Genomic DNA, 23,696 nt, shown 5'->3' on the forward strand with positions numbered 1-23,696 from the left:
GGGCTGAGCATGGAGGCTTGAGTTTTGACTAACGGCTTACGAATTTGATTGCGTTGTCATCAGACCCGAACAGCTTGGATTTGCATGACGAAGCAGCCGCGGTTTTAGTTTGATTCACTTCCAGATGATCAAACCGATCCTTGAATGATGGATAGCTCGCCAGGAACCGACATTCTTTAGCACTAAGATCCTTGAAAGTGATTGAATAGCGACCATGTTCTGAATGGGACGACGGTTCTGAGCGCAGCACAAGCAGGTCTGACCCTCTTGTGCCCTTTTTGAACCAGCCCATATTCTCTGCAAATGTATTATTGAGGTCTTTGTAGTTATTGGGGTCATCTTGGAAAGTGGCCTCAATGTCAATTGACAGCAAGGTTATCTGGGCTGGGTCAGCGACCGCTGACTCATAGAACTCCCATACCGCTTTTCCCTGTTTCACCGAGTTGATGGCCTGTGCTGTACTGGCCCACGCGGGGGAGACAATGGACCCAATGAGGAGGATTAGGGCTGCAGAGGCTGTTTTCGAATTCATTACGGTGGTCCTTGGCGATTGGGACGGTAGCGTAGCACGAGCGCTTGCAGGTACGCTTATTCGAACGGGTGCTTCAATACTATCGAAACATGCATTTGGCTAGGCGATCTAAAGCATTCGGCAATGAGGCTTCGTCAAGCCAGGAGGGCGTTCTACTAGGGTATTGGTTTTTCGGCTTTGCGTGAGGTTTTGCGCGTTGCGAAATGGCGCTGTCAGTACGCGCTGACAGTTTTCGAATTAACGGGTGTGCGCTGAACGTGAAGGGTGTTAACTGTGAAAGTGTACGGCGTGCTAGGAGTGCGCTTTCGGAATGAGGAATGCGCTCGGGTATCCATTGGTTTATTGCCGGCAAAATGTGATGCCTGAGCATTATATTTCAGCCATGTAGCTGTAAGCGCCAAGTTTACCTAGCTCCCAAGTACCGGTGCCACAGATGGCACCGGTTACTACAGGGTTGATCAATATTCCCAGAAAATCCGCTGCAGTTCTTTGCTGTCCTGGGTCTTGGTCATGGCGACCATGGCCAGGATGCGGGCTTTCTGTGGGTTCAGGTCGTGGGCCACTACCCAATCGTTCTTGTCGTCAGGCTGCTCGGCGTTGCGTAGCACGAAGCCACCCTGGTTGACGTGGGAAGAGCGAATGATCTGCACGCCATTCTTGCGCAACTCCTGCAGTGCGGGCACTACGCGCGAAGATACCGAACCGTTGCCGGTGCCTGCGTGGATCAGCGCCTTGGCGCCGTTCTGTGCCAACGCCTTGTAGGCCGTATCGGTCACGTTCCCGTAGCCGTAAGCAATGTCCACCTGAGGCAGGCTGCTGATCTGCTTGATGTCGAATTCCGAGTCTAGGGTGTGGCGCTTGGCTGGCAGGCGGAACCAGTAGGACTTGCCTTCCACGACCATGCCCATCGGGCCCCAGGCGCTCTTGAAGGCTTCGGTCTTGATGTTCACGGACTTGCTGACGTCACGGCCCGACTGGATTTCATCATTGAGCGTCACCAGCACGCCCTTGCCGCGCGACTGCTTGTCGCTGGCGACGGCGACGGCGTTGTACAGGTTGAGCATGCCGTCTGCCGACATGGCGGTGCCGGGGCGCATGGAGCCGACGACCACGATAGGCTTGTCGGTTTTTTCGACCAGGTTCAGGAAGTAGGCGGTTTCTTCCAGCGTATCGGTACCGTGGGTGATGACGATGCCATCCACGTCCTTGCTGTCGGCCAGCTCAGCCACCCGCTTGCCCAGCTTGAGCAGATCGTCGTTGGAGATGCTCTCGGAAGCAATCTGCATGACCTGCTCGCCACGCACGTTGGCCAGGTCTGCCAGTTCCGGTACGCCGGCGATCAATTTGTCGACGCCCAACTTGGCGGCCTGGTAAGTGGCGCTATTGGCGGCGCTGGCACCGGCACCGGCTATCGTGCCGCCGGTTGCCAGGATGACCACGTTGGCGAGCTTCTGCTGGGTTTTGGCTTCTTCGGCCGAAACCGTGGTTGGCAGGATCAGCAGCAGGGCGAGTGCGCTGGGGGCAAAGGATTTAAGTGCGGCATTCATCGTTTTTGTGCTCTCTTCCTAATGAGATGGTTTTAGTACGTCGCGCAGTCGGTAAGGCATGTTCCGTACCAGATCCCCGGGGGCCTCTGTAACAGCTCGTGACACCGCGCTCGGACAGGTTCAACCCCGCAGCGGGCGCTGTTGAGGATGATATTTTGGCCGGGGCATCGAATGACTTGCGTAATCAGGGCCGGAAGTATTTCATTCGAAAACCCGATTAATTGTAGGGAAACGTGTTCGGTTATCCGGAAATTTACGGATAATCTTGCGCTGGCTTCAGCTAAACGTATTTGACAAACGCCTACCGCGTTCGCATAGTTACCCAGCGCAAACGTTTGCTTTCCGATAAAAAAACAAGATTCGGAGTCATCGCCCATGAAACTGCCTTTCCCAGGCCGCTTGTTGGCCGCCGCTGTTCTTTCTTCTTTGACCATGGCCCTGCCACTGTCTGCTGCTCATGCCGAAGACAAACCCAAGGTGGCGCTGGTCATGAAGTCATTGGCCAATGAGTTTTTCCGCACCATGGAAGACGGCGCCAAGGCCTACCAGAAAACCCATGCAGACGAATTCGACCTGGTTGCCAACGGCATCAAGAATGAGACCGACACGGGCGAGCAGATCCGCATCGTCGAGCAGATGGTCAACGCCGGTGCCAAGGCGCTGGTGATCGCGCCGGCCGACTCCAAGGCATTGGTCTCAGCTGTGAAAAAGGCGATGGACCAGGGGGTGGTGGTGATCAACATCGACAACCGCCTTGACCCTGAACTGCTCAAGAGCAAAGGCATCAGCGTACCGTTCGTAGGCCCTGACAACCGCAAGGGCGCACGCCTGGTGGGCGAGTACCTGGCCAAGGAAAAACTCAAGGCGGGCGATCAGGTGGGCATCATCGAAGGCGTGCCGACCACGACCAATGCCCAGCAGCGTACCGCAGGCTTCAAGGATGCGATGGACGCTGCGCAAATCAAGATCGTCTCTACACAGAGCGGCAACTGGGAAATCGACAAGGGTAATGCCGTCGCTGCGTCCATGCTCAACGAATACCCTGAGCTCAAGGCATTGCTGGCGGGCAACGATAGCATGGCCTTGGGTGCAGTCTCGGCGGTACGAGCCGCTGGCAAGGCTGGCCAGGTGCAGGTTGTCGGTTACGACAACATCAATGCCATCAAGCCCATGATTGCCGATGGCCGCGTACTGGCAACGCTTGACCAGGCAGCTAGCCAGCAGGCTGTGTTCGGTATCCAGGCCGCGCTGAAAATGGTCAAGGGCGAGAAGCCCGATGTGGATGCCGATAACGTCATCCAGACCCCGGTCGAACTGATCACGAAGAAGCCTTGATGCTGCCAGGAGACACGGCGATGTCCGCATCGGTCTATGACGTGGTCCTGACTGCCCGCGGCCTCGGCAAGACGTACGCCCAGCCAGTGCTGGGCGAGGTGAGCCTGGAGCTGCGTGCTGGTGAGGTACTGGCCTTGACCGGCGAGAACGGCGCCGGCAAGAGCACCTTGTCCAAGTTGTTCAGCGGCCTGGAAACCCCCACTGTCGGGCACATGCTGTACCGTGGGCAGGCATATGCGCCGGTCAGTCGCAGCGAGGCCGAGCGCCTCGGCGTGCGCATGGTGATGCAGGAACTGAACCTGTTACCCACCCTGACCGTCGCAGAAAACCTGTTTCTGGACAACCTACCCAGCCGCTTCGGTTGGATCAGCCAGAAGCGCTTGCGCCAGATGGCTGTCGATGCCATGGCCCAGGTCGGGCTCGAGGCGATTGACCCCGATACACCGGTCGGAGAATTGGGCATCGGTCACCAGCAAATGGTCGAGATTGCCCGCAACCTGATCGGAGACTGCCACGTGCTGATCTTCGATGAGCCCACCGCCATGTTGACCGCCCGCGAGGTCGAGTTGCTGTTCACCCAGATCGAGCGCTTGCGCGCCCGGGGGGTGGCCATCGTCTATATCTCCCACCGGCTCGAAGAACTGCAGCGCGTCGCGCAACGCATCGTCGTGCTGCGCGACGGCAGGCTGGTATGCGACGAGCCGATCCAGCGCTACAGCAGCGCCGAGTTGGTCAACCTGATGGTTGGGCGTGAGCTGGGAGAACACATCGACCTGGGCCGCCGCTCCATCGGTGGTCCATTGCTCAGGGTGGACAAGCTCAGCCGGGGTGAGAAGGTGCGTGAGGTGTCCTTCGAAGTCCGTGCAGGGGAAATCTTCGGTATCTCCGGGCTGATCGGCGCGGGTCGTACCGAGCTTCTGCGGTTGATCTACGGCGCCGACCGCGCTGACAGCGGTAGCATCGCCCTTGGCCAGCCGCCGCTGCCTGTCACCATCGATTCGCCGAAGTCCGCCGTCAGCGCGGGTATTGCCCTGATCACTGAAGATCGCAAAGGCGAAGGCCTGTTGTTGAGCCAGTCGATCAGCGCCAACATCGCCCTGGGCAACCTGGGTGCGGTGTCGCGGGCCGGTGTCCTGGACCGCGGAGCCGAACGCGAACTGGCCGAGCGGCAAATACAGGCCATGCGCATTCGCAGTGCCGGCGCCGATCAGGTGGTTGGCGAGCTGTCGGGTGGTAATCAGCAGAAGGTGGTAATCGGCCGCTGGCTTGAGCGCGATTGCCAGGTCTTGCTGTTCGACGAGCCCACGCGCGGCATCGACGTCGGTGCCAAGTTCGATATCTACGGGTTGCTCGCCGAACTCGCGCGGCAGGGCAAGGCTTTGGTCGTGGTCTCCAGCGACCTGCGCGAGTTGATGCTGATCTGCGACCGCATCGCGGTCCTGTCTGCCGGTCGCTTGATCGACACCTTCGAACGTGACCACTGGACCCAGGACCAGTTGCTGGCGGCAGCCTTCGCCGGCTATCAGAAACGTGACGCACTGCTGCACCCTGCAGCCCCCAGGATGGACGCATGAAAACCACACCGCTCGAAAACCAAAGCGCTGCCCCGGCACGCCGCAGCGGCACCTACCTGGGCCTTGGTACTTACCTGGGCCTGGCCGGCGCTTTGCTGGCGATGATCGTGCTGTTCTCGATGCTGAGCAGCCATTTCTGGTCATACAGTACCTTCAGTACCCTGGCCAACCAGATACCTGATCTGATGGTATTGGCCGTGGGTATGACATTCGTGCTGATCATCGGCGGCATCGATTTGTCGGTCGGTTCGGTGCTGGCCCTGGCCGCATCGACTGTAAGCGTGGCGATCCTTGGCTGGGGCTGGAGCATCGTGCCGGCTGCACTGCTGGGCATGGCGGTAGCCGCATTGGCTGGCAGCGTTACCGGCGTCGTCACCGTGGCCTGGCGTATCCCTTCGTTCATCGTTTCGCTGGGGGTGCTGGAAATGGCTCGCGGCCTGGCCTACCAGTTCACCGATTCGCGCACGGCCTACATTGGTGATGCCTATGCCTGGTTTTCCAACCCGATAGCCTTCGGGATATCGCCCGCGTTCATCATCGCCTTGCTGGTGATCGTGATCGCTCACCTGGTACTCACCCGTACCGTATTCGGGCGCTACCTGATCGGGATCGGCACCAACGAAGAGGCTGTGCGCCTGGCCGGTATCGATCCGCGTCCCTACAAGGTGCTGGTCTTCGCCCTGATGGGGCTGCTGGCTGGCCTGGCTGCGTTGTTTCAGGTGTCGCGCCTGGAGGCAGCCGACCCCAACGCGGGCTCTGGCCTGGAGTTGCAGGTGATTGCCGCTGTCGTGATCGGCGGTACCAGCCTGATGGGTGGGCGTGGCTCAGTCATCAGCACCTTTTTTGGTGTGCTCATCATTTCGGTGCTGGCGGCAGGCCTTGCGCAGATCGGGGCCAGTGAGCCGACCAAGCGCATCATTACCGGGGCTGTGATCGTTATTGCCGTGGTGCTCGATACTTATCGCAGCCGGCGCGCAGCCCGGCGGAACTGAACCATGGCAACCATCAAAGACGTCGCGGCGCTGGCGGGGATTTCTTACACCACAGTGTCCCATGTGTTAAATAAAACGCGACCGGTGAGCGAGCCTGTCCGGCTCAAAGTCGAGGCCGCCATTCGGGAACTGGACTACGTGCCCAGCGCCGTCGCGCGGTCGTTGAAGGCGCGCAGCACGGCCACCATCGGCTTGCTCGTGCCCAACAGCGTCAACCCTTACTTCGCCGAGCTGGCCCGAGGTATTGAAGACGCCTGCGAGCGCAATGGCTACTGCGTGATCCTGTGCAATTCCGACGACGATCCCCAAAAACAGCGCAACTACCTGCGCGTGCTGCTCGAAAAGCGCATCGATGGGCTGGTGGTCGGGTCGGTAGGGCAGGATGACGACTTGTTGCAAAGCCTGGCAGGGGTGCGCACACCCATGGTCATCGTGGACCGGGAGCTCGAAGGCGTCGACGCCGACCTGGTGCGCATCGATCACGAGCTGGGCGCCTACCTGGCTACGCGCCATCTATTGGAGCTTGGCCATCGGGATATTGCCTACATCGGTGGGCCAGCAGAAACCGGGGTGACGCAGATGCGCCTGCGCGGCTTTCGTCGGGCCTTGGCCGAGGCGGGCGTTACCGTGGCCGCTGAGCGTGTGCGCCACTGCGACTTCACGAGCCCCGGCGGCCACGCTGCAGCTGCCGAGCTGTTGGCAGGGGCGCGGCCGACGGCCATCTTCGCGGGCAACGACATGATCGGCTTCGGCGTATTGCGCGCAGCGGCCGAGCGCCACATTGACGTGCCGGGTGCGCTGTCGGTCATCGGCTTCGATGACATCGAGCTGAGCCGCTACGTCTACCCACCTTTGACCACAGTGGGGCAGTCGATCCGCGAGCTTGGCGAGAGCGCTGCGGCACTGCTGCTGGCGCGTATCGCTCAGCCCTGCAACAGCGCATCGCAGCAGCGCATCGTCACCCCGCGCATCGTTCTGCGCGAGTCCACCGGGCCGCGCCCGGACCTGTTCAACGATTACCGCTAAGGAAACAACATGAGTGCCAAGGTCGTGGTAGTCGGCAGCCTCAACATGGACCTGGTGGCGCGCGCCCAACGCTTGCCACGGCCTGGCGAGACACTGGCCGGCGATACCTTCTTCACCGCCGCCGGAGGCAAGGGGGCCAACCAGGCCGTGGCGGTCGCGCGGCTGGGCGCCAGCGCTGCAATGATTGGCTGCGTAGGCGACGACGCCTACGGCCCGCAATTGCGCAATGCCCTGGAAGTAGAAGGCATTGACTGCCAGGGCGTGGTCACCTGCACCGGCGTGTCCACAGGGGTGGCGATGATCACCGTGGATGCGGCCAGCCAGAACTGCATCGTGATCGTGCCTGGGGGCAACGGGTTGCTGGTGCCAGACGCCGTAGCGCGCTTCGACGGCCTGCTGCAGGCGGCGCAGGTGATCATCTGCCAACTTGAAGTGCCATTGGCTACCGTGGCCTGGACGTTGGCCAGGGGTCGTCAGCTCGGCAAGCGGGTGATACTCAATCCGGCGCCGGCAACGGGGCCGCTGCCCGCCGAATGGTTCAGCCATGTCGATTACCTGACGCCCAACGAAAGCGAGGCCGAGGCGCTGACCGGTGTTGCTGTGCACGATCAGGCCAGCGCTTTATTGGCGGGCGCGCGCCTGCTGGCGCTGGGAGCTGGCAAGGTGATCATCACCCTCGGCGCACAAGGTGCCTTGTTGGTCACGCCCGCTGGCCACCAGCATTATCCAGCACCCGTGGTGCAAGCCTTGGACACCACTGCCGCAGGGGACACCTTCATCGGAGGCTTTGCGGCGGGGCTGGTGCAGGGCCTGGAGGAGGGCGAGGCAATCCGCTTCGGGCAACGGGCTGCTGCCCTGTCGGTGACCCGCGCCGGCGCGCAACCTTCCATTCCCAGGCTCGCGGAGCTACTGCCATGAAGAAGACGCCCTTGCTGAACATTGCACTGTCCCGGACCATTGCCAGCATGGGCCATGGCGACATCCTGATCATCGGCGATGCCGGGTTACCCGTACCGCCCGGCGTCGAGCTGATCGACTTGGCCGTCACCCCGGGGCTGCCTGATTTCGCCAGTGTGCTGCGTTGTGTGCTGAGCGAACTGCAGGTCGAGCGTCACCTGTTGGCCGAAGAAATACAAACCGTGGCGCCGCCGGCTTTTGCAGAAATCGAGCGCCTGAAGGGCACGCTGGGCGAGCGTGAATACATGCCCCATGAAGCATTCAAGCTACTGTCGCGTAAGGCGCGGGCCATGGTACGCACGGGTGAGTGCCAGCCCTACAGCAATATCGCCCTGGTGTCTGGCGTAACGTTCTGACACTGACGGTTTCCTACTCGTTATCCACTGGCAACAGGAGTGCCTCGTCATGCTAAAACCCCTGCTTCAAGGACTCGCTCTCATGGCCGCAGCGTCTGCCGTACAAGCGGCACCCATCGACTTGATCATCGACACCGATCCGGGGGCTGACGATCTGGTTGCACTCTTTCTGGCCATGGCTTCGCCTGATGAGCTTAAGATTCGTGCCATCACGACAGTTGCCGGCAACGTGCGTCTGGAGAAGACCGCCCGTAACGCCCGTCTTGCCCGCGAATGGGCAGGCCGTGAGGATATTCCGGTGTACGCCGGTGCGGGTCGCCCCTTGGTGCGCGCCCCCATTTACGCGGCCGAAGTGCATGGTGAAGAAGGTGTCACCGGGGTAGAGGTACATGAACCCAAGCAGCCTTTGGCGAGCGGCAACGCTGTTCAGTACCTGGTCGACACGCTAGATACCGCCCCGCCACACAGCGTGACGCTGGCCATGCTTGGGCCACAGACCAACCTGGCGCTGGCCTTGATCCAGCGCCCGGAGATCGCCAAGGGCATCAAGGAAGTGGTGGTGATGGGCGGGGCTCATTTCAACGGTGGCAATATCACACCTGCGGCCGAGTTCAACCTGTATGCCGACCCACACGCGGCTGCCGTGGTACTGGCAAGTGGCGTACCGTTGACCTACCTGCCCCTGGACGTTACCCACAAGCTGCTGACCAGCGACGCACGGCTCAAGCAACTGGCCGGCGTCAACACACAGGCCAGCAAGCGTGTGGTGGACATCCTCAATGCCTACATCACCCATGACATGGCGTTATACGGAATGCCCGGTGGCCCGGTGCATGACGCCAGCGTCATCGCCTATCTGCTCAAACCCCACCAGTTCAGCGGCCGGCGGATCCACATGACGATCGACACCCGCGAGGGGCCGACCTTCGGCCAGACAGTGGCAGACTGGTACGGGGTGCTCAAGCAACCGGCCAATGTCATGTGGGTAGAGGAGGGGGATGCCCAGGGGCTGTTCGACCTGCTTAGCGAGCGGCTGGCGCGTTTGAAGTAGCAAGGCGTGGCGCATACCGTTCGACCACCTGGTCGATGAAGCCGCGCGCTGCCTCTGCGCCGCGGTCGCGTACCAGGAGGTCGATGGCGATCAGCAGCAACTCCTCCGGGGTGCTGGGGCTATAGGCGCTTTGCCCCTCCGCCCATTTGACCTTGATGTCGGCATCGATGCTGTGGGTGCTCATGAAAAGCTCTCGCTTGCGGCGCGGGATGAAAGAACGAACGTCCAAACCTGGCATTCGTAGCAGGCACTATGCCTTCACTTCTTAAAGTAAATCATGACTTTGCAGGCCAAACCAAGCGGCGTGTGGGCCGGGCGGTAAAATTCGGTCACGATTGTGTCCCCCATCAGCCGCCCTGATGGTGCAGACTTGGCCAGTTTTGCAACGAATTTAAGGTGAGGCTGTCGGATCAGGCAGTTCCCAAATGATCTAGGAGGCTTCATGTTACGTACCCGTGCTTATCTGGCGACCCTGGCGGTGGCTGCTGTCCTGGCGGGCTGCAGCACTGGTGGAGACTCCAGTGGCGGCCAAGTGCCTGAGGCACCTGCGGGCAATGATGGACGCTGCCAGGCCAGCGGCGCTGATTTTGCAGTGGGCAAGATGGGGAGCGCAGAGCTGCTGGAGCAGGCCCGCAAGGCGAGCGGTTCGCAAATGGCGCGCATCCTCAAGCCCCACGATGTGGTGACCCTGGAATACCGCTCAGAGCGGCTCAACTTGAACGTCGACGAGCAAGGGCGCGTGACACGCGTCAACTGCGGCTAAAGATCTAACTCACGTATCGAGGGCGCCTGTGCCCTGTACGTGAGCCGTCAAAGCCAAGTCAAAAAAAACCCGCCACGAGGGCGGGTTTTTTTACGGCTATCCGAATTACTCCGGACGAACCTGCGCAGCCTGCATGCCCTTCTGGCCGCGCTCGGCGACGAAGGAAACAGTTTGGCCTTCTTTCAGGCTCTTGAAGCCGTCAGATTCGATGGCTTTGAAGTGAACGAACAGGTCGTCGCCGCCGCCTGCTGGGGTGATGAAGCCGAAGCCTTTCTCATCATTGAACCACTTGACGGTGCCTTGTTGGCGATTGGACATGGGTGAATCTCCAGAACATTTAGTATTTTCGGTGGTGCAATGTGGCCGAAGCTACGGAGCACGGGTACATCATAGTCTAATTCTGCGGCTGTCGCGTCTTTTACCTTCACCCCAGTGTGATCCAGCGCAATTTCTTGCCGGATCACCGGCAGCTACACAGCGTCAGCTTTTAGGTGCGCAGGCCTGTTTCACGACGCTTTGCGCCTTTTGCATGAGTTTGGCGTCAACGCCATCCTTGCTGTCGAGGTCGGCAATTTCAGCGTCGGAGAAATTCTTCTTGATCGCTTGTGCACCACAGTCGCAGTGCTTTTTCGCTGCGGCGGCATCAACGCCCTGACCAGTGGCAACTTGCGTGCACTGGGCCATATAGGCATTTTCCTTGCCGGCAGGGAAGTTGCCAGCGTTCGCGGCCATTGGCATCAGCAGGGCGCCAGCGGCCGCAAGGGCCAGAAGAGACGGAACTCGCATAACCGATTACTCCTTGGGTCAGTTCTCATCAAGAGCAGGTTGCTTCCACACGTCTGATAGGGAAGCTGTCGCGGAAGTTCACCGCCGGCGGCAATTTCCAAATATTCCTGCGCACGGCTCTGACTGCGTGCTAGCATGCCCGGCTTGCAGCTGACAACGTCCCCGCTGCTGTTCTATTTTCTTTCCAGTCACTCTGGTTCGTCCCCGCAAGCCCAAAGGCTTCTGCCACTGTGAGGCAGGCTTCCCGTCAAACGGAAGGCAGGTTCGGATCTTGTACTGGCTCATCCCAACCCACGTGACCTTTGGTAGGGGTCACCACTAGGAGAGGAGGCGCCAATGCCCACCATTACTCTTCCCGATGGCAGCCAGCGTTCGTTCGATCACCCCGTGTCCGTTGCCGAGGTCGCCGCATCCATCGGCGCCGGTCTGGCGAAGGCCACCGTTGCCGGCAAGGTAGACGGCAAGCTGGTCGACGCGTGCGACCTGATTCAGAACGACGCTACGCTGCAGATCATCACCCCCAAAGATGAAGAGGGACTGGAGATCATTCGTCACTCGTGCGCCCACCTGGTTGGCCACGCGGTGAAGCAGCTGTATCCGACCGCCAAGATGGTGATCGGCCCTGTGATCGACGAAGGCTTCTATTACGATATCGCTTACGAGCGGCCCTTCACGCCGGATGACCTGGCGGCCATCGAGAAGCGCATGCAGCAGTTGATCGACACGGACTACGACGTCATCAAGAAGATGACTCCGCGCGCTGAAGTCATCGACGTGTTCACCGCCCGTGGCGAAGACTACAAGCTGCGCCTGGTCGAGGACATGCCGAACGAGCAGGCCATGGGCCTGTACTATCACGAAGAATACGTGGACATGTGCCGCGGCCCGCACGTGCCCAACACCCGTTTCCTCAAGGCATTCAAGCTGACCAAGCTGTCCGGCGCCTACTGGCGTGGCGATGCCAAGAACGAACAGTTGCAGCGCGTATACGGCACTGCCTGGGCGGACAAGAAGCAGCTGGCGGCCTACATCCAGCGCATCGAAGAAGCCGAGAAGCGCGACCATCGCAAGATCGGCAAGCAGCTCGACCTGTTCCATTTGCAGGAAGAAGCACCGGGCATGGTGTTCTGGCACGCTAACGGCTGGACTGTCTACCAAGTGCTCGAGCAGTACATGCGTAATGTCCAGCGCGAGAACGGTTATCAGGAAATCAAGACCCCGCAAGTGGTCGACCGCATCCTGTGGGAGCGTTCGGGCCACTGGTCCAACTACGCCGAGAACATGTTCACCACGTCGTCGGAGAGCCGTGACTACGCAGTCAAGCCAATGAACTGCCCCTGCCACGTGCAGGTCTTCAACCAAGGGCTCAAGAGCTACCGCGACCTGCCGCTGCGCCTGGCCGAGTTTGGTGCGTGCCACCGCAACGAGCCATCTGGCGCCCTGCACGGCATCATGCGTGTGCGCGGCTTCGTACAGGACGATGCCCACATCTTCTGCACCGAAGAGCAGGTGAAGAAAGAAGCGGCCGACTTCATCAAGCTGACCCTGGATGTGTACAAGGACTTCGGCTTCAGCGACATCGCCATGAAGTTGTCCACCCGTCCGGCCAAGCGTGTTGGCTCCGAAGAGCTGTGGGACCGTGCCGAGGGCGCGTTGGCCGATGCCCTGAACGAATCTGGCCTGGAGTGGGAATACCAGCCGGGCGAGGGCGCCTTCTATGGGCCGAAGATCGAGTTCACCCTGCGTGACTGCCTCGGCCGTAACTGGCAGTGCGGCACCCTGCAGTACGACCCGAACCTGCCGGAGCGTCTGGACGCCAGCTACATCGCCGAAGACAACAGCCGCGTGCGCCCGGTCATGCTGCACCGCGCCATTCTGGGTTCGTTCGAGCGCTTCATCGGCATGCTGATCGAGCACTACGCCGGCGTGTTCCCTGCCTGGCTGGCGCCGACGCAGGCGGTGATCATGAATATCACCGACAAACAGGCCGATTTTGCCCTTGAAGTTGAGAAAACTCTGAACGGTAGCGGTTTCCGTGCCAAGTCGGACTTGAGAAATGAGAAGATCGGCTTTAAAATCCGTGAGCATACTTTGCTCAAGGTCCCGTACCTTTTGGTTATAGGGGACCGCGAAGTCGAAACGCAGACCGTAGCAGTGCGTACTCGCGAAGGCGCTGACCTGGGCTCCATGCCCGTCGCCCAGTTCGCTGAGCTCCTGACGCAAGCGGTTTCCCGGCGTGGTCGCCAAACAACGGAGTAATGACTATTAAGCGTGAAATGAGAAATGATAAACGTGCTGTACCGAAGGCCCCGATCAACGAGAATATCTCGGCCCGCGAGGTTCGGTTAATTGGCGCAGACGGCGAGCAGGTTGGCATCGTCTCGATTGATGAAGCGCTTCGTATCGCTGAAGAAGCGAAGCTGGATCTGGTGGAAATCTCTGCAGACGCGCTTCCGCCCGTCTGCAAGGTGATGGACTACGGCAAGCACCTCTTCGAGAAGAAGAAGCAGGCCAACGAAGCCAAGAAAAACCAGAAACAGATCCAGATTAAAGAAATCAAGTTTCGTCCAGGGACGGAAGAAGGGGATTACCAGGTAAAACTACGCAACCTGGTACGTTTCCTTACCGAAGGGGACAAGGCCAAGATCTCTCTGAGATTCCGTGGTCGTGAGATGGCCCACCAGGAGCTGGGCATGGAGCTGTTGAAGCGGGTTGAAGCTGACCTGATCGAATACGGTTCCGTCGAGCAGCATCCTAAGATGGAAGGACGCCAGCTTATGATGGTCATCGCCCCCAAAAAGAAGAAGTAATCTCCCGGGCACGGCAGGCCTGATGATTATTGTGTAATTTTTATCGAATGCGGAGTTCCAACATGCCAAAAATGAAAACCAAGAGCGGTGCTGCGAAGCGCTTCCTGAAGACCGCTTCGGGCTTCAAGCACAAGCACGCTTTCAAGAGCCACATCCTGACCAAAATGTCGACCAAGCGTAAGCGTCAACTGCGCGGTGCCAGCTTGCTGCACCCGTCCGACGTGGCAAAAGTCGAGCGCATGCTGCGCGTACGTTAATTCTGGTTAAGATAGAGGAAGTTACTCATGGCTCGTGTTAAGCGTGGCGTCATCGCCCGTAAGCGTCACAAGAAAATTCTGAAACTGGCTAAAGGTTACTACGGTGCACGTTCGCGCGTATTCCGTGTTGCCAAGCAAGCGGTCATCAAGGCAGGCCAATACGCCTACCGCGACCGTCGCCAGAAGAAGCGTCAGTTCCGCGCACTGTGGATCGCTCGTATCAACGCCGGTGCCCGCACCAACGGTCTGTCCTACAGCCGTTTGATTGCTGGCCTGAAAAAGGCTTCGATCGAAATCGACCGTAAGGTTCTGGCCGATCTGGCAGTGAACGAAAAAGCGGCGTTTGCTGCGATTGTCGAGAAAGCTAAAGCCGTTCTGGCTTAAGTACCCGCGACAATCACCCGGCGACGCTTGCGTCGCCGGGCATTGAACGTCATCGATAGGGGAAGAGCCTTCAAAGCTCTTCCCCTATTTTCGTATCTGGAGTCTGTACATGGAAAACCTGGATGCGCTGGTCTCCCAAGCCCTGGAGGCCGTGGAGCGCGCTGAAGACATCAATGCCCTGGAACAGATCCGGGTCAACTATCTCGGCAAGAAGGGCGAGCTGACCCAGGTGATGAAGACCCTGGGCAACCTGCCAGCCGAGGAGCGGCCCAAAGTGGGCGCGCTGATCAACGACGCCAAAGAGCGCGTCACCGTTGTGCTGAACGCACGCAAGGCAGCCTTCGAAGAAGCCGAGCTCAGCGCTCGCCTGGCTGCCGAATGCATTGATGTGACCCTGCCAGGCCGTGGCCAGGCCACCGGTGGCTTGCACCCCATCACCCGTACACTCGAACGCATCGAACAGTTCTTCACGCACATTGGCTACGGCATTGCGGAAGGTCCTGAAGTCGAAGACGACTATCACAACTTCGAAGCGCTCAACATCCCGGGCCACCATCCGGCCCGGGCGATGCACGATACCTTCTATTTCAACGCCAACATGCTGCTGCGTACCCACACATCGCCGGTGCAGGTACGGACCATGGAGTCCACCCAGCCACCCATTCGCATTGTATGCCCTGGCCGCGTTTACCGCTGCGACTCGGATATCACTCACTCGCCGATGTTCCACCAGGTCGAAGGCTTGCTGATTGACCGCGGCATCAATTTCGCCGACCTCAAGGGCACCATCGAAGAATTTCTGCGTGTGTTCTTCGAAAAAGAACTGGCGGTGCGTTTCCGTCCATCGTTCTTCCCCTTCACCGAGCCGTCTGCTGAGGTGGATATCCAGTGCGTCATGTGCTCGGGCAATGGCTGCCGGGTATGCAAGCAGACCGGCTGGTTGGAAGTGATGGGCTGCGGCATGGTGCACCCGAACGTGCTGCGCATGTCGGGCATCGATCCTGAAGAATTCCAGGGCTTTGCCTTCGGCATGGGCGCCGAGCGCCTGGCCATGCTGCGCTATGGCGTCAATGATCTGCGTTTGTTCTTCGACAACGACCTGCGGTTCTTAGCCCAATTCCGCTAAGCCAATCGACGCAACCTTCAGGAGAAGAACAGCATGAAATTCAGTGAACAGTGGCTGCGCGGTTGGGTAAACCCGCAAGTCTCCCGTGACGAACTGGTGGCCCGCCTGTCCATGGCCGGCCTGGAAGTCGACAGCGTAACCCCTGCTGCTGGCCAGTTCAGCGGCATCGTGGTGGGTGAAATCCTTGCCACCGAACAACACCCGGACGCCGACAAGCTGCGTGTGTGCCAGGTCAGCAATGGTCAGGAAACGTTCCAGGTCGTGTGCGGCGCGCCTAACGCACGGCCAGGGATCAAGATCCCGTTTGCCATGATCGGCGCCGAACTGCCTGGCGACTTCAAGATCAAGAAGGCCAAGCTGCGCGGTGTGGAGTCCTTCGGCATGCTCTGCTCGGCGGCGGAATTGCAGATCAGTGAAGAAAACGACGGTCTGCTCGAACTGGCCAGCGATGCGCCGGTAGGCGAGGACATTCGCCAGTACCTGAGTCTGGATGATGCCAGTATCGAAATCGGACTTACCCCCAACCGGGGTGATTGCCTGTCGATCGCTGGCCTGGCCCGCGACGTCAGCGCGCTGTACGACGTACCGGTTACCCGCCCGCTGGTACCCGCCGTGGCTGCCGCGCACGACGAAGTACGCCCGGTCGAGGTCCAAGCGCCGGCTGCCTGCCCACGTTACCTGGGTCGGGTGATCCGCAACGTTGACCTGAGCAAGCCGACGCCGCTTTGGATGGTCGAGCGTCTGCGCCGCAGCGACGTGCGCAGCATCGACGCTGCCGTAGATATCACCAACTACGTGATGCTCGAACTCGGCCAGCCGATGCACGCTTTTGACCTGGCAGAGATCAACGGCGGCATTCGCGTGCGCATGGCCGAAGAGGGCGAAAAACTCGTCCTGCTAGACGGCCAGGAAGTTGCACTGCGTGCGGACACCCTGGTCATCGCCGACCACACCCGCGCCCTGGCCATCGCCGGCGTCATGGGCGGCGAGCACAGCGGCGTCGATACTGCCAAAACCCGCGATCTGTTCCTGGAAAGCGCGTTCTTCGAGCCGATTTCCGTCGCAGGCAAAGCCCGCTCCTACGGCCTGCACACGGATGCCTCGCACCGTTACGAGCGCGGCGTCGATTCCCAGTTGGCCCGTGAAGCCATGGAGCGTGCGACCGCGTTGCTACTGGAAGTGGTAGGCGGTGAAGCCGGCCCCATCGTCGAAGCCGTCAGCGAACAACACCTGCCCAGCATCGCCCCGGTTACCTTGCGTGCCGAGCGCATCGCCCAGATGCTTGGCATGGAAATGGACCCGGCCCAGGTCGAGCAGTTGCTCAACAACCTTGGTCTGGCTACCGAGGCGGACGGGGCAGGGCAGTGGACGGTCAACGTTCCGAGCCACCGCTTCGATATCAGCCTTGAAGTCGACCTGATCGAAGAGCTCGCGCGACTGTACGGTTACAACAACTTGCCCGTGCGTTACCCGCAGGCACGCCTGGCGCCGCAAGCCCGTCTGGAAACCCGTGGCGAGCTGCCGAACCTGCGTCGTCTGCTGGTTGCTCGTGGTTATCAGGAAGCCATTACCTACAGCTTCATCGATCCCAAACTGTTCGAGTTGTTCAGCCCAGGCGTAGAGCCACTGTTGCTGGCCAACCCCATCTCCAGCGACATGGCGGCCATGCGTGCCTCCTTGTGGCCGGGCCTGGTCAAGGCAGTGCAGCACAACCTCAATCGCCAGCAGGATCGGGTGCGCTTGTTCGAAAGTGGCCTGCGTTTCGTTGGCCAACTGGGCAACTTGGCGCAGGAGCCGATGATTGCCGGCGTCGTTACGGGCAGCCGCTTGCCTGAAGGCTGGGCCAATGGCCGTGACACCATCGACTTCTTCGACGTGAAGGCCGATGTGGAAGCCTTGTTGGGTTATTCCGGCGCGCTGGACGATTTCACCTTCGTCGCTGGCAAGCATCCAGCCTTGCACCCTGGTCAGACGGCTGAAATCCAGCGTGAAGGCAAGGTTGTTGGCTATTTGGGCGCGCTCCATCCCGAGCTTGCAAAAGCCCTGGACCTGGACCGTCAAGTCTTCGTTTTCGAGTTGGTGCTGGCCGATGTGGTCGAAGGCCGGTTGCCGAAATTCAGCGAGCTGTCCAAGTTCCCGGAAACCCGTCGTGACCTGGCGTTGATCGCAGGACGTGATGTAGCGTCTCAAGACGTACTTGACGTAATTCGTGACAATGCAGGCGAATGGCTCACAGACCTCAGGCTGTTTGATGTCTACCAGGGTAAAGGCATTGATCCTGATAGAAAAAGCCTGGCAGTCGGCTTGACCTGGCAGCATCCATCGCGCACTCTTAACGACGATGAGGTGAACACTACCTTGCACACTATCCTCACCTCGCTCGAACAAAGGTTGAACACCACGTTAAGGAAATAACGGCATGGGTGCTCTGACGAAAGCTGAGATGGCCGAGAGGCTGTACGAGGAGCTGGGGCTTAACAAGCGTGAGGCCAAGGAGCTGGTCGAGCTGTTTTTCGAAGAAATTCGGCACGCACTTGAAGAGAACGAGCAGGTCAAGTTGTCCGGTTTCGGCAACTTCGACCTTCGCGATAAACGCCAACGGCCGGGCCGCAACCCCAAGACTGGGGAAGAAATCCCCATCACCGCACGGCGCGTCGTCACCTTTCGTCCAGGGCAGAAGTTGAAGGCCCGGGTTGAGGCCTATGCTGGAACCAAGCCATAACGACGAACTGCCCCCCATACCGGGCAAACGGTACTTCACCATTGGTGAAGTGAGCGAACTTTGCGCTGTAAAACCGCACGTGCTGCGGTATTGGGAGCAGGAGTTCGATCAGCTCAATCCTGTGAAGCGGCGGGGCAATCGGCGTTATTATCAGCGCCAAGACGTGCTGATGATTCGCCAGATCCGCGCATTGCTTTACGACCAGGGCTTCACCATCGGCGGGGCGCGCTTGCGGCTTTCCAGTGATGAGGCCAAGGATGAGTCGAGCCAGTACAAACAGCTGATTCGTCAGATGATTGTGGAGCTGGAAGATGTGCTGGTGGTGTTGAAGAAGTGACCGTTGTTTAAGATGAGTGGAAATTTTTGAAAAAAAGCTTCCATTAATCAAAAGGTTAGGGTATCTTCTTCATCGTTCTCAGCGGTAACGAGAACATGCTTCAAACCGAGTCGGGGCGTAGCGCAGCCCGGTAGCGCACTTGCATGGGGTGCAAGGGGTCGAGTGTTCGAATCACTCCGTCCCGACCATTATATTCAATGACTTAGGCCATTTCCGAAAGGGGTGGCCTTTTTCATGTCCGTGACTTTTGCGTGACTTCTCAGGGTGTTACGCATGGTTCCTCTTCAACCTGCTCAGCCTTGGCCAACCAGTCCCTGGCTGGAACTTTGTTTGCCGCCTCAATGAGTTGGCTGATCTCCGTGCCCGGAGAGTAATTGGTCACGCTGCCATTCTTGTGTCCTGAGACGGCTTGCGGTCTTCTTTGGTTCACCCTGCAGCCTTCAGGCGCCGACCTAAAGTGTGCTCGAAATTGTGAATCCTGATCGAGGCCTAGACTACAGTGCTGCGCTCGTCGGCAGCGGTCAGCGCTATCAGCCAAGCGTGCCAGCGTGGCTGGAAGATGACTCGGTCATTGCCGTCTCGGCAATGACCCTGCCTGAGCGTCGCTGAATACACGGCAACACCGAGCTGGCTGACTCAAACTTTGACTGATGCTGCGTGGCGAATGGGCGCTGGCGGGTGGGGCTGCATGCCGCCCCGACCGGTTTTCAGTGAGTGGCAGCAGGCTTGAGCCTGTCTTTGCAGAGGGCGCCGTATGCATTTTCATCGATCGGCTTGGCGTCTGGGCTGCCGAGATCTTCCATCGCCAAGCGGTATGTCTCAGGCGCGACATAGGCGGCTAAGGCACAGATGCAGGTGATGAAAAACGCCGACCCCCCCACAATAAGCCAGATGTTGTCCGAGCCCGGTGGTGCAATGGCAGCAAAGATGGCTGGCAGCATGGCGGTGCACATGGTGCTGACGTTCTGTGCGATGGCCATGGCCGAGACGCGGTAGCGCGTGTTGAACAGCTCCGGGAAGAAGCTTGGGAAAACTGCATTGTAGCCTTGGTAGACCATACCCCACATGAGGATCGAAGCGGCAAAGGCCAGCGGCACGCTCTGGATACTGATCGCATACAGATAACCGAAAGCCAGCAGCCCCGAGCCCAGACAGCCAGTGATCATGATCGGACGCCGGCCGATCTTGTCAGACAGGCTACCAACGAACGGGATCATGAGCACTGCGACGATGTTGCCCACTACTGGGATCCACAGGTAGACGCTTTGGTCAAAACCAATGCCGTAGGCCGGCTGAACTGCATAGGCTGCGCCGAACACCGTCGCAACCACCGGAATGACGTTCATCAGCGCCATGAACACGACCAGCACCATGTGCTTCCAGCTGTACTTGAAGGCTTCTTTGACGGGCGAGCGGGCGATCTTGTCTACCTGTTCGCCCTCGACGAAGGCCGGGGTCTCATGGACCTCCTTGCGGATGATGAAACCGGCTACCAGCACGAATGCGCTGAGCAGGAAGGGAATGCGCCAGCCCCAATCGCTGAACGCTTCGCTTGGCATGAAGTAGGCCAGTGGCAGGAACACCGCAGCAGCCATTATCTGACCGGCCTGAACCCCCTGCAAGGTGAAGCTGGCGTAGTAACCTCGCCGTCCGAAGGGCGCATGTTCCATGATCATGGCGCTAGCACCGGAGATTTCACCAGCGACTGCAAAGCCCTGAACCAGGCGCAGCAGCGCAAGAACAATTGGGGCAATGATGCCAATGTCGTGGTAAGTGGGCAGCAGGCCTACGGCCATGGTCGAAATACCCATCAGAAACATGCACAGCAGCAAAACGTTTTTGCGACCGCGGGTATCGCCCCAGTGACCGAGGACAACCGCACCCACGGGACGGGCCAGGTAACCGACGCCATAAGTTGCCAGCGACGCGATGATGGCCATCGTGGGGTCCATCGACGGGAAGAATAACTGCGGGAAGATCAAAGCTGCGGCTTGGGCGTAGATAAAAAAGTCATAGTACTCGAGGGCCGAGCCTATCCACCCACTGGCGGTCGCTTTCTTAGCTTGGGAGCTGGAGTGAGCCATTGTTGTCTCCGTTGTTCTTGTTATTGAACTTGTTAGGTCGTGACGCTGGGCTTGTAGGTCAGGATCTGCTGAGCGTTCGCAGGGCAGTGAAATGCTCGAATGATCTGTAACTGGATCCATGTTCAACCAGGCGTGAGCGGCGAATCAATTCGATAAACCCGCTTTCGTTCGGTAATCGAACGAAAACTAACCATTTCGTACAAAACCCATTGATGGCGTGACTTTACCCGCGAATAATCGAGTGCGCCAAGCGCCTGCAAGGGTTCGTTGGCTGATGCCTTTCAAATAAAGGGAACCCCAGCATGCAGCGTTCGATTGCCACCGTATCCTTGAGCGGCACTCTGCCGGAGAAACTCGAAGCCATCGCCGCAGCCGGCTTTGACGGCGTCGAGATTTTTGAAAATGACCTGCTCTACTACGCCGGTAGCCCGCGCGAGATCCGTCAGATGTGCGCCGATCTAGGCATCGCCATCACCCTGTTCCAGCCATTTCGCGATTTCGAAGGCTGTCGCCGCGAGCGTCTACAGAAAAACCTCGAGCGCGCCGAACGCAAATTCGACCTGATGCAGGAATTAGGCACTGATCTGATGCTGGTGTGCAGCAACAGTCAGGCGGACGCACTGGGCGATGGGCAGCTTCTGGTCGACGACCTGCGGCTGCTGGCCGAACGCGCCGGTGTCCGCGGCCTGCGTATTGGCTATGAAGCGTTGGCCTGGGGCCGGCACGTCAATACCTACCAGCAGGGCTGGAACCTGGTCCGCCAGGCCGATCATCCGGGGCTGGGCGTGATCCTCGACAGCTTCCATACCTTGTCACTGCGGGGCGACCCGAGCGCTATCCGTCAGATTCCAGGCGACAAGATTTTCTTCGTGCAAATGGCGGATGCACCCATCCTGGCCATGGATGTACTGGAGTGGAGCCGTCATTTCCGCTGCTTCCCAGGGCAGGGCGAGATGGACCTGGCGGGCTTTCTCGCACCGATTCTGCAAACCGGCTACCGCGGGCCGTTGTCGCTGGAAATCTTCAACGATGGCTTTCGCGCCGCACCTACCCGGCAGATTGCCGCCGATGGACTGCGTTCACTCCTGTATCTGGAAGAAAAGACGCGCCTGCAATTGCAGCACGAAGCCCAGCGGATCGAGCCTGGGGTACTGTTTGACCCAGCCCCGGCCAGTGCCTACGACGGTGTAGAATTCCTTGAGTTTGCCGTCGATGAGTCAGTCGGTGCACGTCTGGGTGGTTGGCTCGAGCGTCTGGGTTTTGTCGAAGCCGGCGCTCACCGCAGCAAGGGTGTTCGACTGCTGCGTCAAGGCGATATCAACATCGTGCTCAACGCTGAGCCCTATTCATTTGCACACAACTTCTTCGAAGCCCATGGTCCCTCGTTGTGCGCCATCGCACTACGGGTCAAGGACGCTCAGGCCGCCTTGCAGCGCGCTACCGCCTACGGTGGTCAGCCGTTCCGTGGCCTGGTCGGGCCCAACGAACGCGAGATCCCGGCCGTGCGTTCGCCGGATGGCAGCCTGATCTACTTGGTCGAGCAGGCAGGTGCCGGGCATACCATCTACGACAGCGATTTCCGCCTGGATGCCGCCCCCGACGCTGGCGGCGGCCTGCAACGCATTGATCACATGGCCCTGGCCATTCCGGCCGAATCGCTGGACAGCTGGGTGCTGTTCTACAAGAGCCTGTTCGACTTCGAGGCCGACGACGAAGTGGTCTTGCCCGATCCCTATGGCCTGGTCAAGAGCCGTGCCTTGCGCAGCCAATGCTCCACACTGCGCCTGCCACTGAACATTTCCGAGAATCGCAACACCGCAATTGCTCACGCGCTGTCAAGCTACCGTGGTTCGGGAGTGCACCACATCGCCTTTGACTGTGCCGACATCTTTGGCGAGGTGGCGCGGGCGAAAAACGCTGGCGTGCCGCTGCTGGAGATCCCGTTGAATTATTACGATGACCTCGCGGCCAGGTTTGATTTCGACGACGAATTCCTTAGCGAACTGGCTTACTACAATGTGCTGTACGACCGTGATGCGCAGGGTGGCGAGCTGTTCCATGTGTATACCGAGCCCTTCGAGAAGCGTTTCTTCTTCGAAATCATTCAGCGCAAGGGTGGGTATGCCGGTTATGGCGCTGCCAATGTTGCGGTCCGCCTGGCGGCCATGGCCAAAGCCCGCAGCGGGGCCCCGCGCAAACCGGTGTTGTAAGGCAGATGCCGGCCCTGGGCCGGCGCCCCTGTGACAAAACCTGACCGGTGCCACCCTCCGCGCGCTTCCCTGCGTCGCACCAGTGACGGATAATCCCACCCATTCCAATAATCAGGCTGTGAGTGGGTATGAATGATTCCGTAGTCAGCCTTGGCGAGCCTGCCTCCGACGGGGGCCGTAAATCGCGCAAGAACAACCCGGAGAAGACCCGCGAGGATATCCTTCAGGCCGCAATTGGCGAGTTCGTCCAGCAGGGCCTGGCCGGTGCCCGCGTCGACGCCATCGCCGAGCGTACCGCTGCTTCCAAGCGCATGATCTATTACTATTTTGGCAGCAAGGAGCAGCTCTACGTCGAGTGCCTGGTCAAGCTTTATGGCGACATTCGCAAGACCGAGCACAGCCTGGATCTGGAGTCATTGCCGCCGGAGCAGGCCATCCGCCGACTGGTGGAGTTCACCTTCGATCACCATGATCACAACGTCGACTTCGTGCGTATCGTCTCGACCGAAAATATCCACTATGGCGAATACGTCAAGCAATCACCGGTGATCCGCGAGATGAGCAGCGTGGTGTTGAAGACGCTCGGCCGCTCGCTGGAACGCGGCGTTGCCGAGGGCGTTTTTCGCGCGGGTATCGAAGTCATCGACCTGCATATGCTGATGAGCTCGTTCTGCTTCTATCGGGTCTCCAACCGACACACCTTCGGTGAGATCTTCCAGATCGATATGACCGACGAGCAGATCAAGCAGCGCCACAAACAGATGATCGGCGACGTGGTGCTGCGCTATATCCAGGCATGAAAGAGACGGCACGTGCTGTACCTGCCCAATGACCGCAAAACGCCTGA

The 23,696-nt window shown here is 59.5% G+C and carries 24 protein-coding genes and 1 tRNA gene; 19 read left to right on the forward strand and 6 right to left on the reverse strand.

The genetic code is table 11. From position 1 onward, the window contains the following. Window positions 1–28 precede the first annotated feature (28 nt). Together FH041_RS04530 and FH041_RS04535 are read right to left on the reverse strand one after the other, a co-directional pair. Window positions 29–532, reverse strand: coding sequence for a hypothetical protein (locus FH041_RS04530; protein ID WP_088523184.1), 504 nt, complete (start codon window positions 530–532; stop codon window positions 29–31). A 458-nt stretch (window positions 533–990) separates the two neighbouring features. Further along, window positions 991–2,079, reverse strand: coding sequence for an asparaginase (locus tag FH041_RS04535; RefSeq protein WP_028686428.1), 1,089 nt, complete (start codon window positions 2,077–2,079; stop codon window positions 991–993). Between the two features lie 375 nt (window positions 2,080–2,454). Between FH041_RS04535 and FH041_RS04540 the strand changes: the two genes are divergently transcribed. Genes FH041_RS04540 through FH041_RS04570 form a run of 7 tightly spaced genes read left to right on the forward strand, consistent with a single transcriptional unit; the run spans window position 2,455 to window position 9,370 of the window. Next, window positions 2,455–3,414, forward strand: coding sequence for a sugar ABC transporter substrate-binding protein (locus tag FH041_RS04540; RefSeq protein WP_027916088.1), 960 nt, complete (start codon window positions 2,455–2,457; stop codon window positions 3,412–3,414). A 20-nt stretch (window positions 3,415–3,434) separates the two neighbouring features. Continuing rightward, on the forward strand, window positions 3,435–4,988 hold the full coding sequence (locus tag FH041_RS04545) for a sugar ABC transporter ATP-binding protein (RefSeq protein ID WP_140174220.1): 1,554 nt from the start codon (window positions 3,435–3,437) through the stop codon (window positions 4,986–4,988). Then, on the forward strand, window positions 4,985–5,980 hold the full coding sequence (locus tag FH041_RS04550; protein WP_027916086.1) for an ABC transporter permease: 996 nt from the start codon (window positions 4,985–4,987) through the stop codon (window positions 5,978–5,980). The genes FH041_RS04545 and FH041_RS04550 overlap by 4 nt, the downstream gene beginning before the upstream one ends. Before the next feature lie 3 nt (window positions 5,981–5,983). Then, window positions 5,984–7,006 carry a LacI family DNA-binding transcriptional regulator gene (locus FH041_RS04555; protein WP_027916085.1) on the forward strand — a complete coding sequence of 341 codons (1,023 nt, stop codon included), beginning with the start codon at window positions 5,984–5,986 and terminating at the stop codon, window positions 7,004–7,006. A 9-nt stretch (window positions 7,007–7,015) separates the two neighbouring features. Next, window positions 7,016–7,924, forward strand: a complete 909-nt coding sequence (rbsK, locus tag FH041_RS04560) for a ribokinase (RefSeq protein ID WP_027916084.1) — start codon at window positions 7,016–7,018, stop codon at window positions 7,922–7,924. Continuing rightward, window positions 7,921–8,319, forward strand: coding sequence for a D-ribose pyranase (gene rbsD, locus FH041_RS04565; protein ID WP_027916083.1), 399 nt, complete (start codon window positions 7,921–7,923; stop codon window positions 8,317–8,319). The genes rbsK and rbsD overlap by 4 nt, the downstream gene beginning before the upstream one ends. A 49-nt stretch (window positions 8,320–8,368) precedes the next feature. Further along, window positions 8,369–9,370 (forward strand): nucleoside hydrolase, encoded by a 1,002-nt coding sequence (locus tag FH041_RS04570; RefSeq protein ID WP_111475619.1) that lies wholly within the window; start codon window positions 8,369–8,371, stop codon window positions 9,368–9,370. On the opposite strand, the gene FH041_RS04575 is transcribed toward FH041_RS04570, so the two are convergent. Next, window positions 9,342–9,554, reverse strand: a complete 213-nt coding sequence (locus FH041_RS04575) for a hypothetical protein (protein ID WP_027916081.1) — start codon at window positions 9,552–9,554, stop codon at window positions 9,342–9,344. The genes FH041_RS04570 and FH041_RS04575 overlap by 29 nt on opposite strands. 258 nt (window positions 9,555–9,812) lie before the next feature. Between FH041_RS04575 and FH041_RS04580 the strand changes: the two genes are divergently transcribed. After that, complete coding sequence (locus tag FH041_RS04580) at window positions 9,813–10,133, forward strand: I78 family peptidase inhibitor (RefSeq protein ID WP_027916080.1); 321 nt, start codon at window positions 9,813–9,815, stop codon at window positions 10,131–10,133. A 105-nt stretch (window positions 10,134–10,238) separates the two neighbouring features. On the opposite strand, the gene FH041_RS04585 is transcribed toward FH041_RS04580, so the two are convergent. Then, a complete protein-coding gene (locus FH041_RS04585) occupies window positions 10,239–10,451 on the reverse strand; it encodes a cold-shock protein (protein ID WP_027916079.1) in 213 nt (70 codons plus the stop codon). A 162-nt stretch (window positions 10,452–10,613) separates the two neighbouring features. Then, window positions 10,614–10,919 (reverse strand): hypothetical protein, encoded by a 306-nt coding sequence (locus FH041_RS04590; protein ID WP_027916078.1) that lies wholly within the window; start codon window positions 10,917–10,919, stop codon window positions 10,614–10,616. Window positions 10,920–11,255: 336 nt separating this feature from the next. Between FH041_RS04590 and thrS the strand changes: the two genes are divergently transcribed. The 9 genes from thrS (at window position 11,256) to FH041_RS04635 (ending at window position 18,743) form a co-directional block, all read left to right on the forward strand. Next, window positions 11,256–13,178 (forward strand): threonine--tRNA ligase, encoded by a 1,923-nt coding sequence (gene thrS / locus FH041_RS04595; RefSeq protein ID WP_027916077.1) that lies wholly within the window; start codon window positions 11,256–11,258, stop codon window positions 13,176–13,178. After that, on the forward strand, window positions 13,178–13,729 hold the full coding sequence (gene infC, locus FH041_RS04600) for a translation initiation factor IF-3 (RefSeq protein ID WP_173645890.1): 552 nt from the start codon (window positions 13,178–13,180) through the stop codon (window positions 13,727–13,729). Before thrS ends, infC begins: the two co-directional genes overlap by 1 nt. A 62-nt stretch (window positions 13,730–13,791) precedes the next feature. After that, window positions 13,792–13,986, forward strand: coding sequence for a 50S ribosomal protein L35 (gene rpmI, locus FH041_RS04605; RefSeq protein WP_003250667.1), 195 nt, complete (start codon window positions 13,792–13,794; stop codon window positions 13,984–13,986). 27 nt (window positions 13,987–14,013) lie between these two features. Then, complete coding sequence (gene rplT / locus FH041_RS04610) at window positions 14,014–14,370, forward strand: 50S ribosomal protein L20 (RefSeq protein ID WP_003250671.1); 357 nt, start codon at window positions 14,014–14,016, stop codon at window positions 14,368–14,370. Between the two features lie 109 nt (window positions 14,371–14,479). Continuing rightward, a complete protein-coding gene (pheS, locus tag FH041_RS04615) occupies window positions 14,480–15,496 on the forward strand; it encodes a phenylalanine--tRNA ligase subunit alpha (protein ID WP_027916075.1) in 1,017 nt (338 codons plus the stop codon). A 33-nt stretch (window positions 15,497–15,529) separates the two neighbouring features. Next, entirely contained in the window at window positions 15,530–17,911 is a 2,382-nt protein-coding gene (pheT, locus tag FH041_RS04620; protein WP_027916074.1) for a phenylalanine--tRNA ligase subunit beta, read from the forward strand. A 4-nt stretch (window positions 17,912–17,915) separates the two neighbouring features. Continuing rightward, window positions 17,916–18,218, forward strand: a complete 303-nt coding sequence (ihfA, locus tag FH041_RS04625; protein ID WP_003250679.1) for an integration host factor subunit alpha — start codon at window positions 17,916–17,918, stop codon at window positions 18,216–18,218. Then, entirely contained in the window at window positions 18,199–18,555 is a 357-nt protein-coding gene (locus FH041_RS04630; RefSeq protein ID WP_003250681.1) for a MerR family transcriptional regulator, read from the forward strand. Before ihfA ends, FH041_RS04630 begins: the two co-directional genes overlap by 20 nt. A 111-nt stretch (window positions 18,556–18,666) precedes the next feature. Continuing rightward, window positions 18,667–18,743 (forward strand) — tRNA-Pro (locus FH041_RS04635). A 519-nt stretch (window positions 18,744–19,262) separates the two neighbouring features. On the opposite strand, the gene FH041_RS04645 is transcribed toward FH041_RS04635, so the two are convergent. Then, window positions 19,263–20,639: an MFS transporter gene (locus FH041_RS04645; RefSeq protein ID WP_140175089.1), complete on the reverse strand. Its 1,377-nt coding sequence runs from the start codon at window positions 20,637–20,639 to the stop codon at window positions 19,263–19,265. Window positions 20,640–20,941: 302 nt separating this feature from the next. On the opposite strand from FH041_RS04645, the gene quiC reads away from it, so the two are divergent. Then, on the forward strand, window positions 20,942–22,849 hold the full coding sequence (gene quiC / locus FH041_RS04650; RefSeq protein ID WP_028686419.1) for a 3-dehydroshikimate dehydratase QuiC: 1,908 nt from the start codon (window positions 20,942–20,944) through the stop codon (window positions 22,847–22,849). Window positions 22,850–22,977: 128 nt separating this feature from the next. Next, window positions 22,978–23,649 carry a TetR/AcrR family transcriptional regulator gene (locus FH041_RS04655; protein ID WP_027916070.1) on the forward strand — a complete coding sequence of 224 codons (672 nt, stop codon included), beginning with the start codon at window positions 22,978–22,980 and terminating at the stop codon, window positions 23,647–23,649. Window positions 23,650–23,696: the final 47 nt, after the last annotated feature.

Origin of the sequence: Pseudomonas sp. SWI7, assembly GCF_006351945.1 — a bacterium.
GTDB lineage: Bacteria > Pseudomonadota > Gammaproteobacteria > Pseudomonadales > Pseudomonadaceae > Aquipseudomonas > Aquipseudomonas fulva.

Excerpts from the sequence above, each read along its gene's own strand:
- FH041_RS04530 (WP_088523184.1), bottom strand. The coding sequence starts at position 532 with ATGAATTCGAAAACAGCCTCTGCAGCCCTAATCCTCCTCATTGGGTCC.
- FH041_RS04535 (WP_028686428.1), bottom strand. The coding sequence starts at position 2,079 with ATGAATGCCGCACTTAAATCCTTTGCCCCCAGCGCACTCGCCCTGCTG.
- FH041_RS04540 (WP_027916088.1), top strand. The coding sequence starts at position 2,455 with ATGAAACTGCCTTTCCCAGGCCGCTTGTTGGCCGCCGCTGTTCTTTCT.
- FH041_RS04545 (WP_140174220.1), top strand. The coding sequence starts at position 3,435 with ATGTCCGCATCGGTCTATGACGTGGTCCTGACTGCCCGCGGCCTCGGC.
- FH041_RS04550 (WP_027916086.1), top strand. The coding sequence starts at position 4,985 with ATGAAAACCACACCGCTCGAAAACCAAAGCGCTGCCCCGGCACGCCGC.
- FH041_RS04555 (WP_027916085.1), top strand. The coding sequence starts at position 5,984 with ATGGCAACCATCAAAGACGTCGCGGCGCTGGCGGGGATTTCTTACACC.
- rbsK (WP_027916084.1), top strand. The coding sequence starts at position 7,016 with ATGAGTGCCAAGGTCGTGGTAGTCGGCAGCCTCAACATGGACCTGGTG.
- rbsD (WP_027916083.1), top strand. The coding sequence starts at position 7,921 with ATGAAGAAGACGCCCTTGCTGAACATTGCACTGTCCCGGACCATTGCC.
- FH041_RS04570 (WP_111475619.1), top strand. The coding sequence starts at position 8,369 with ATGCTAAAACCCCTGCTTCAAGGACTCGCTCTCATGGCCGCAGCGTCT.
- FH041_RS04575 (WP_027916081.1), bottom strand. The coding sequence starts at position 9,554 with ATGAGCACCCACAGCATCGATGCCGACATCAAGGTCAAATGGGCGGAG.
- FH041_RS04580 (WP_027916080.1), top strand. The coding sequence starts at position 9,813 with ATGTTACGTACCCGTGCTTATCTGGCGACCCTGGCGGTGGCTGCTGTC.
- FH041_RS04585 (WP_027916079.1), bottom strand. The coding sequence starts at position 10,451 with ATGTCCAATCGCCAACAAGGCACCGTCAAGTGGTTCAATGATGAGAAA.
- FH041_RS04590 (WP_027916078.1), bottom strand. The coding sequence starts at position 10,919 with ATGCGAGTTCCGTCTCTTCTGGCCCTTGCGGCCGCTGGCGCCCTGCTG.
- thrS (WP_027916077.1), top strand. The coding sequence starts at position 11,256 with ATGCCCACCATTACTCTTCCCGATGGCAGCCAGCGTTCGTTCGATCAC.
- infC (WP_173645890.1), top strand. The coding sequence starts at position 13,178 with ATGACTATTAAGCGTGAAATGAGAAATGATAAACGTGCTGTACCGAAG.
- rpmI (WP_003250667.1), top strand. The coding sequence starts at position 13,792 with ATGCCAAAAATGAAAACCAAGAGCGGTGCTGCGAAGCGCTTCCTGAAG.
- rplT (WP_003250671.1), top strand. The coding sequence starts at position 14,014 with ATGGCTCGTGTTAAGCGTGGCGTCATCGCCCGTAAGCGTCACAAGAAA.
- pheS (WP_027916075.1), top strand. The coding sequence starts at position 14,480 with ATGGAAAACCTGGATGCGCTGGTCTCCCAAGCCCTGGAGGCCGTGGAG.
- pheT (WP_027916074.1), top strand. The coding sequence starts at position 15,530 with ATGAAATTCAGTGAACAGTGGCTGCGCGGTTGGGTAAACCCGCAAGTC.
- ihfA (WP_003250679.1), top strand. The coding sequence starts at position 17,916 with ATGGGTGCTCTGACGAAAGCTGAGATGGCCGAGAGGCTGTACGAGGAG.
- FH041_RS04630 (WP_003250681.1), top strand. The coding sequence starts at position 18,199 with ATGCTGGAACCAAGCCATAACGACGAACTGCCCCCCATACCGGGCAAA.
- FH041_RS04645 (WP_140175089.1), bottom strand. The coding sequence starts at position 20,639 with ATGGCTCACTCCAGCTCCCAAGCTAAGAAAGCGACCGCCAGTGGGTGG.
- quiC (WP_028686419.1), top strand. The coding sequence starts at position 20,942 with ATGCAGCGTTCGATTGCCACCGTATCCTTGAGCGGCACTCTGCCGGAG.
- FH041_RS04655 (WP_027916070.1), top strand. The coding sequence starts at position 22,978 with ATGAATGATTCCGTAGTCAGCCTTGGCGAGCCTGCCTCCGACGGGGGC.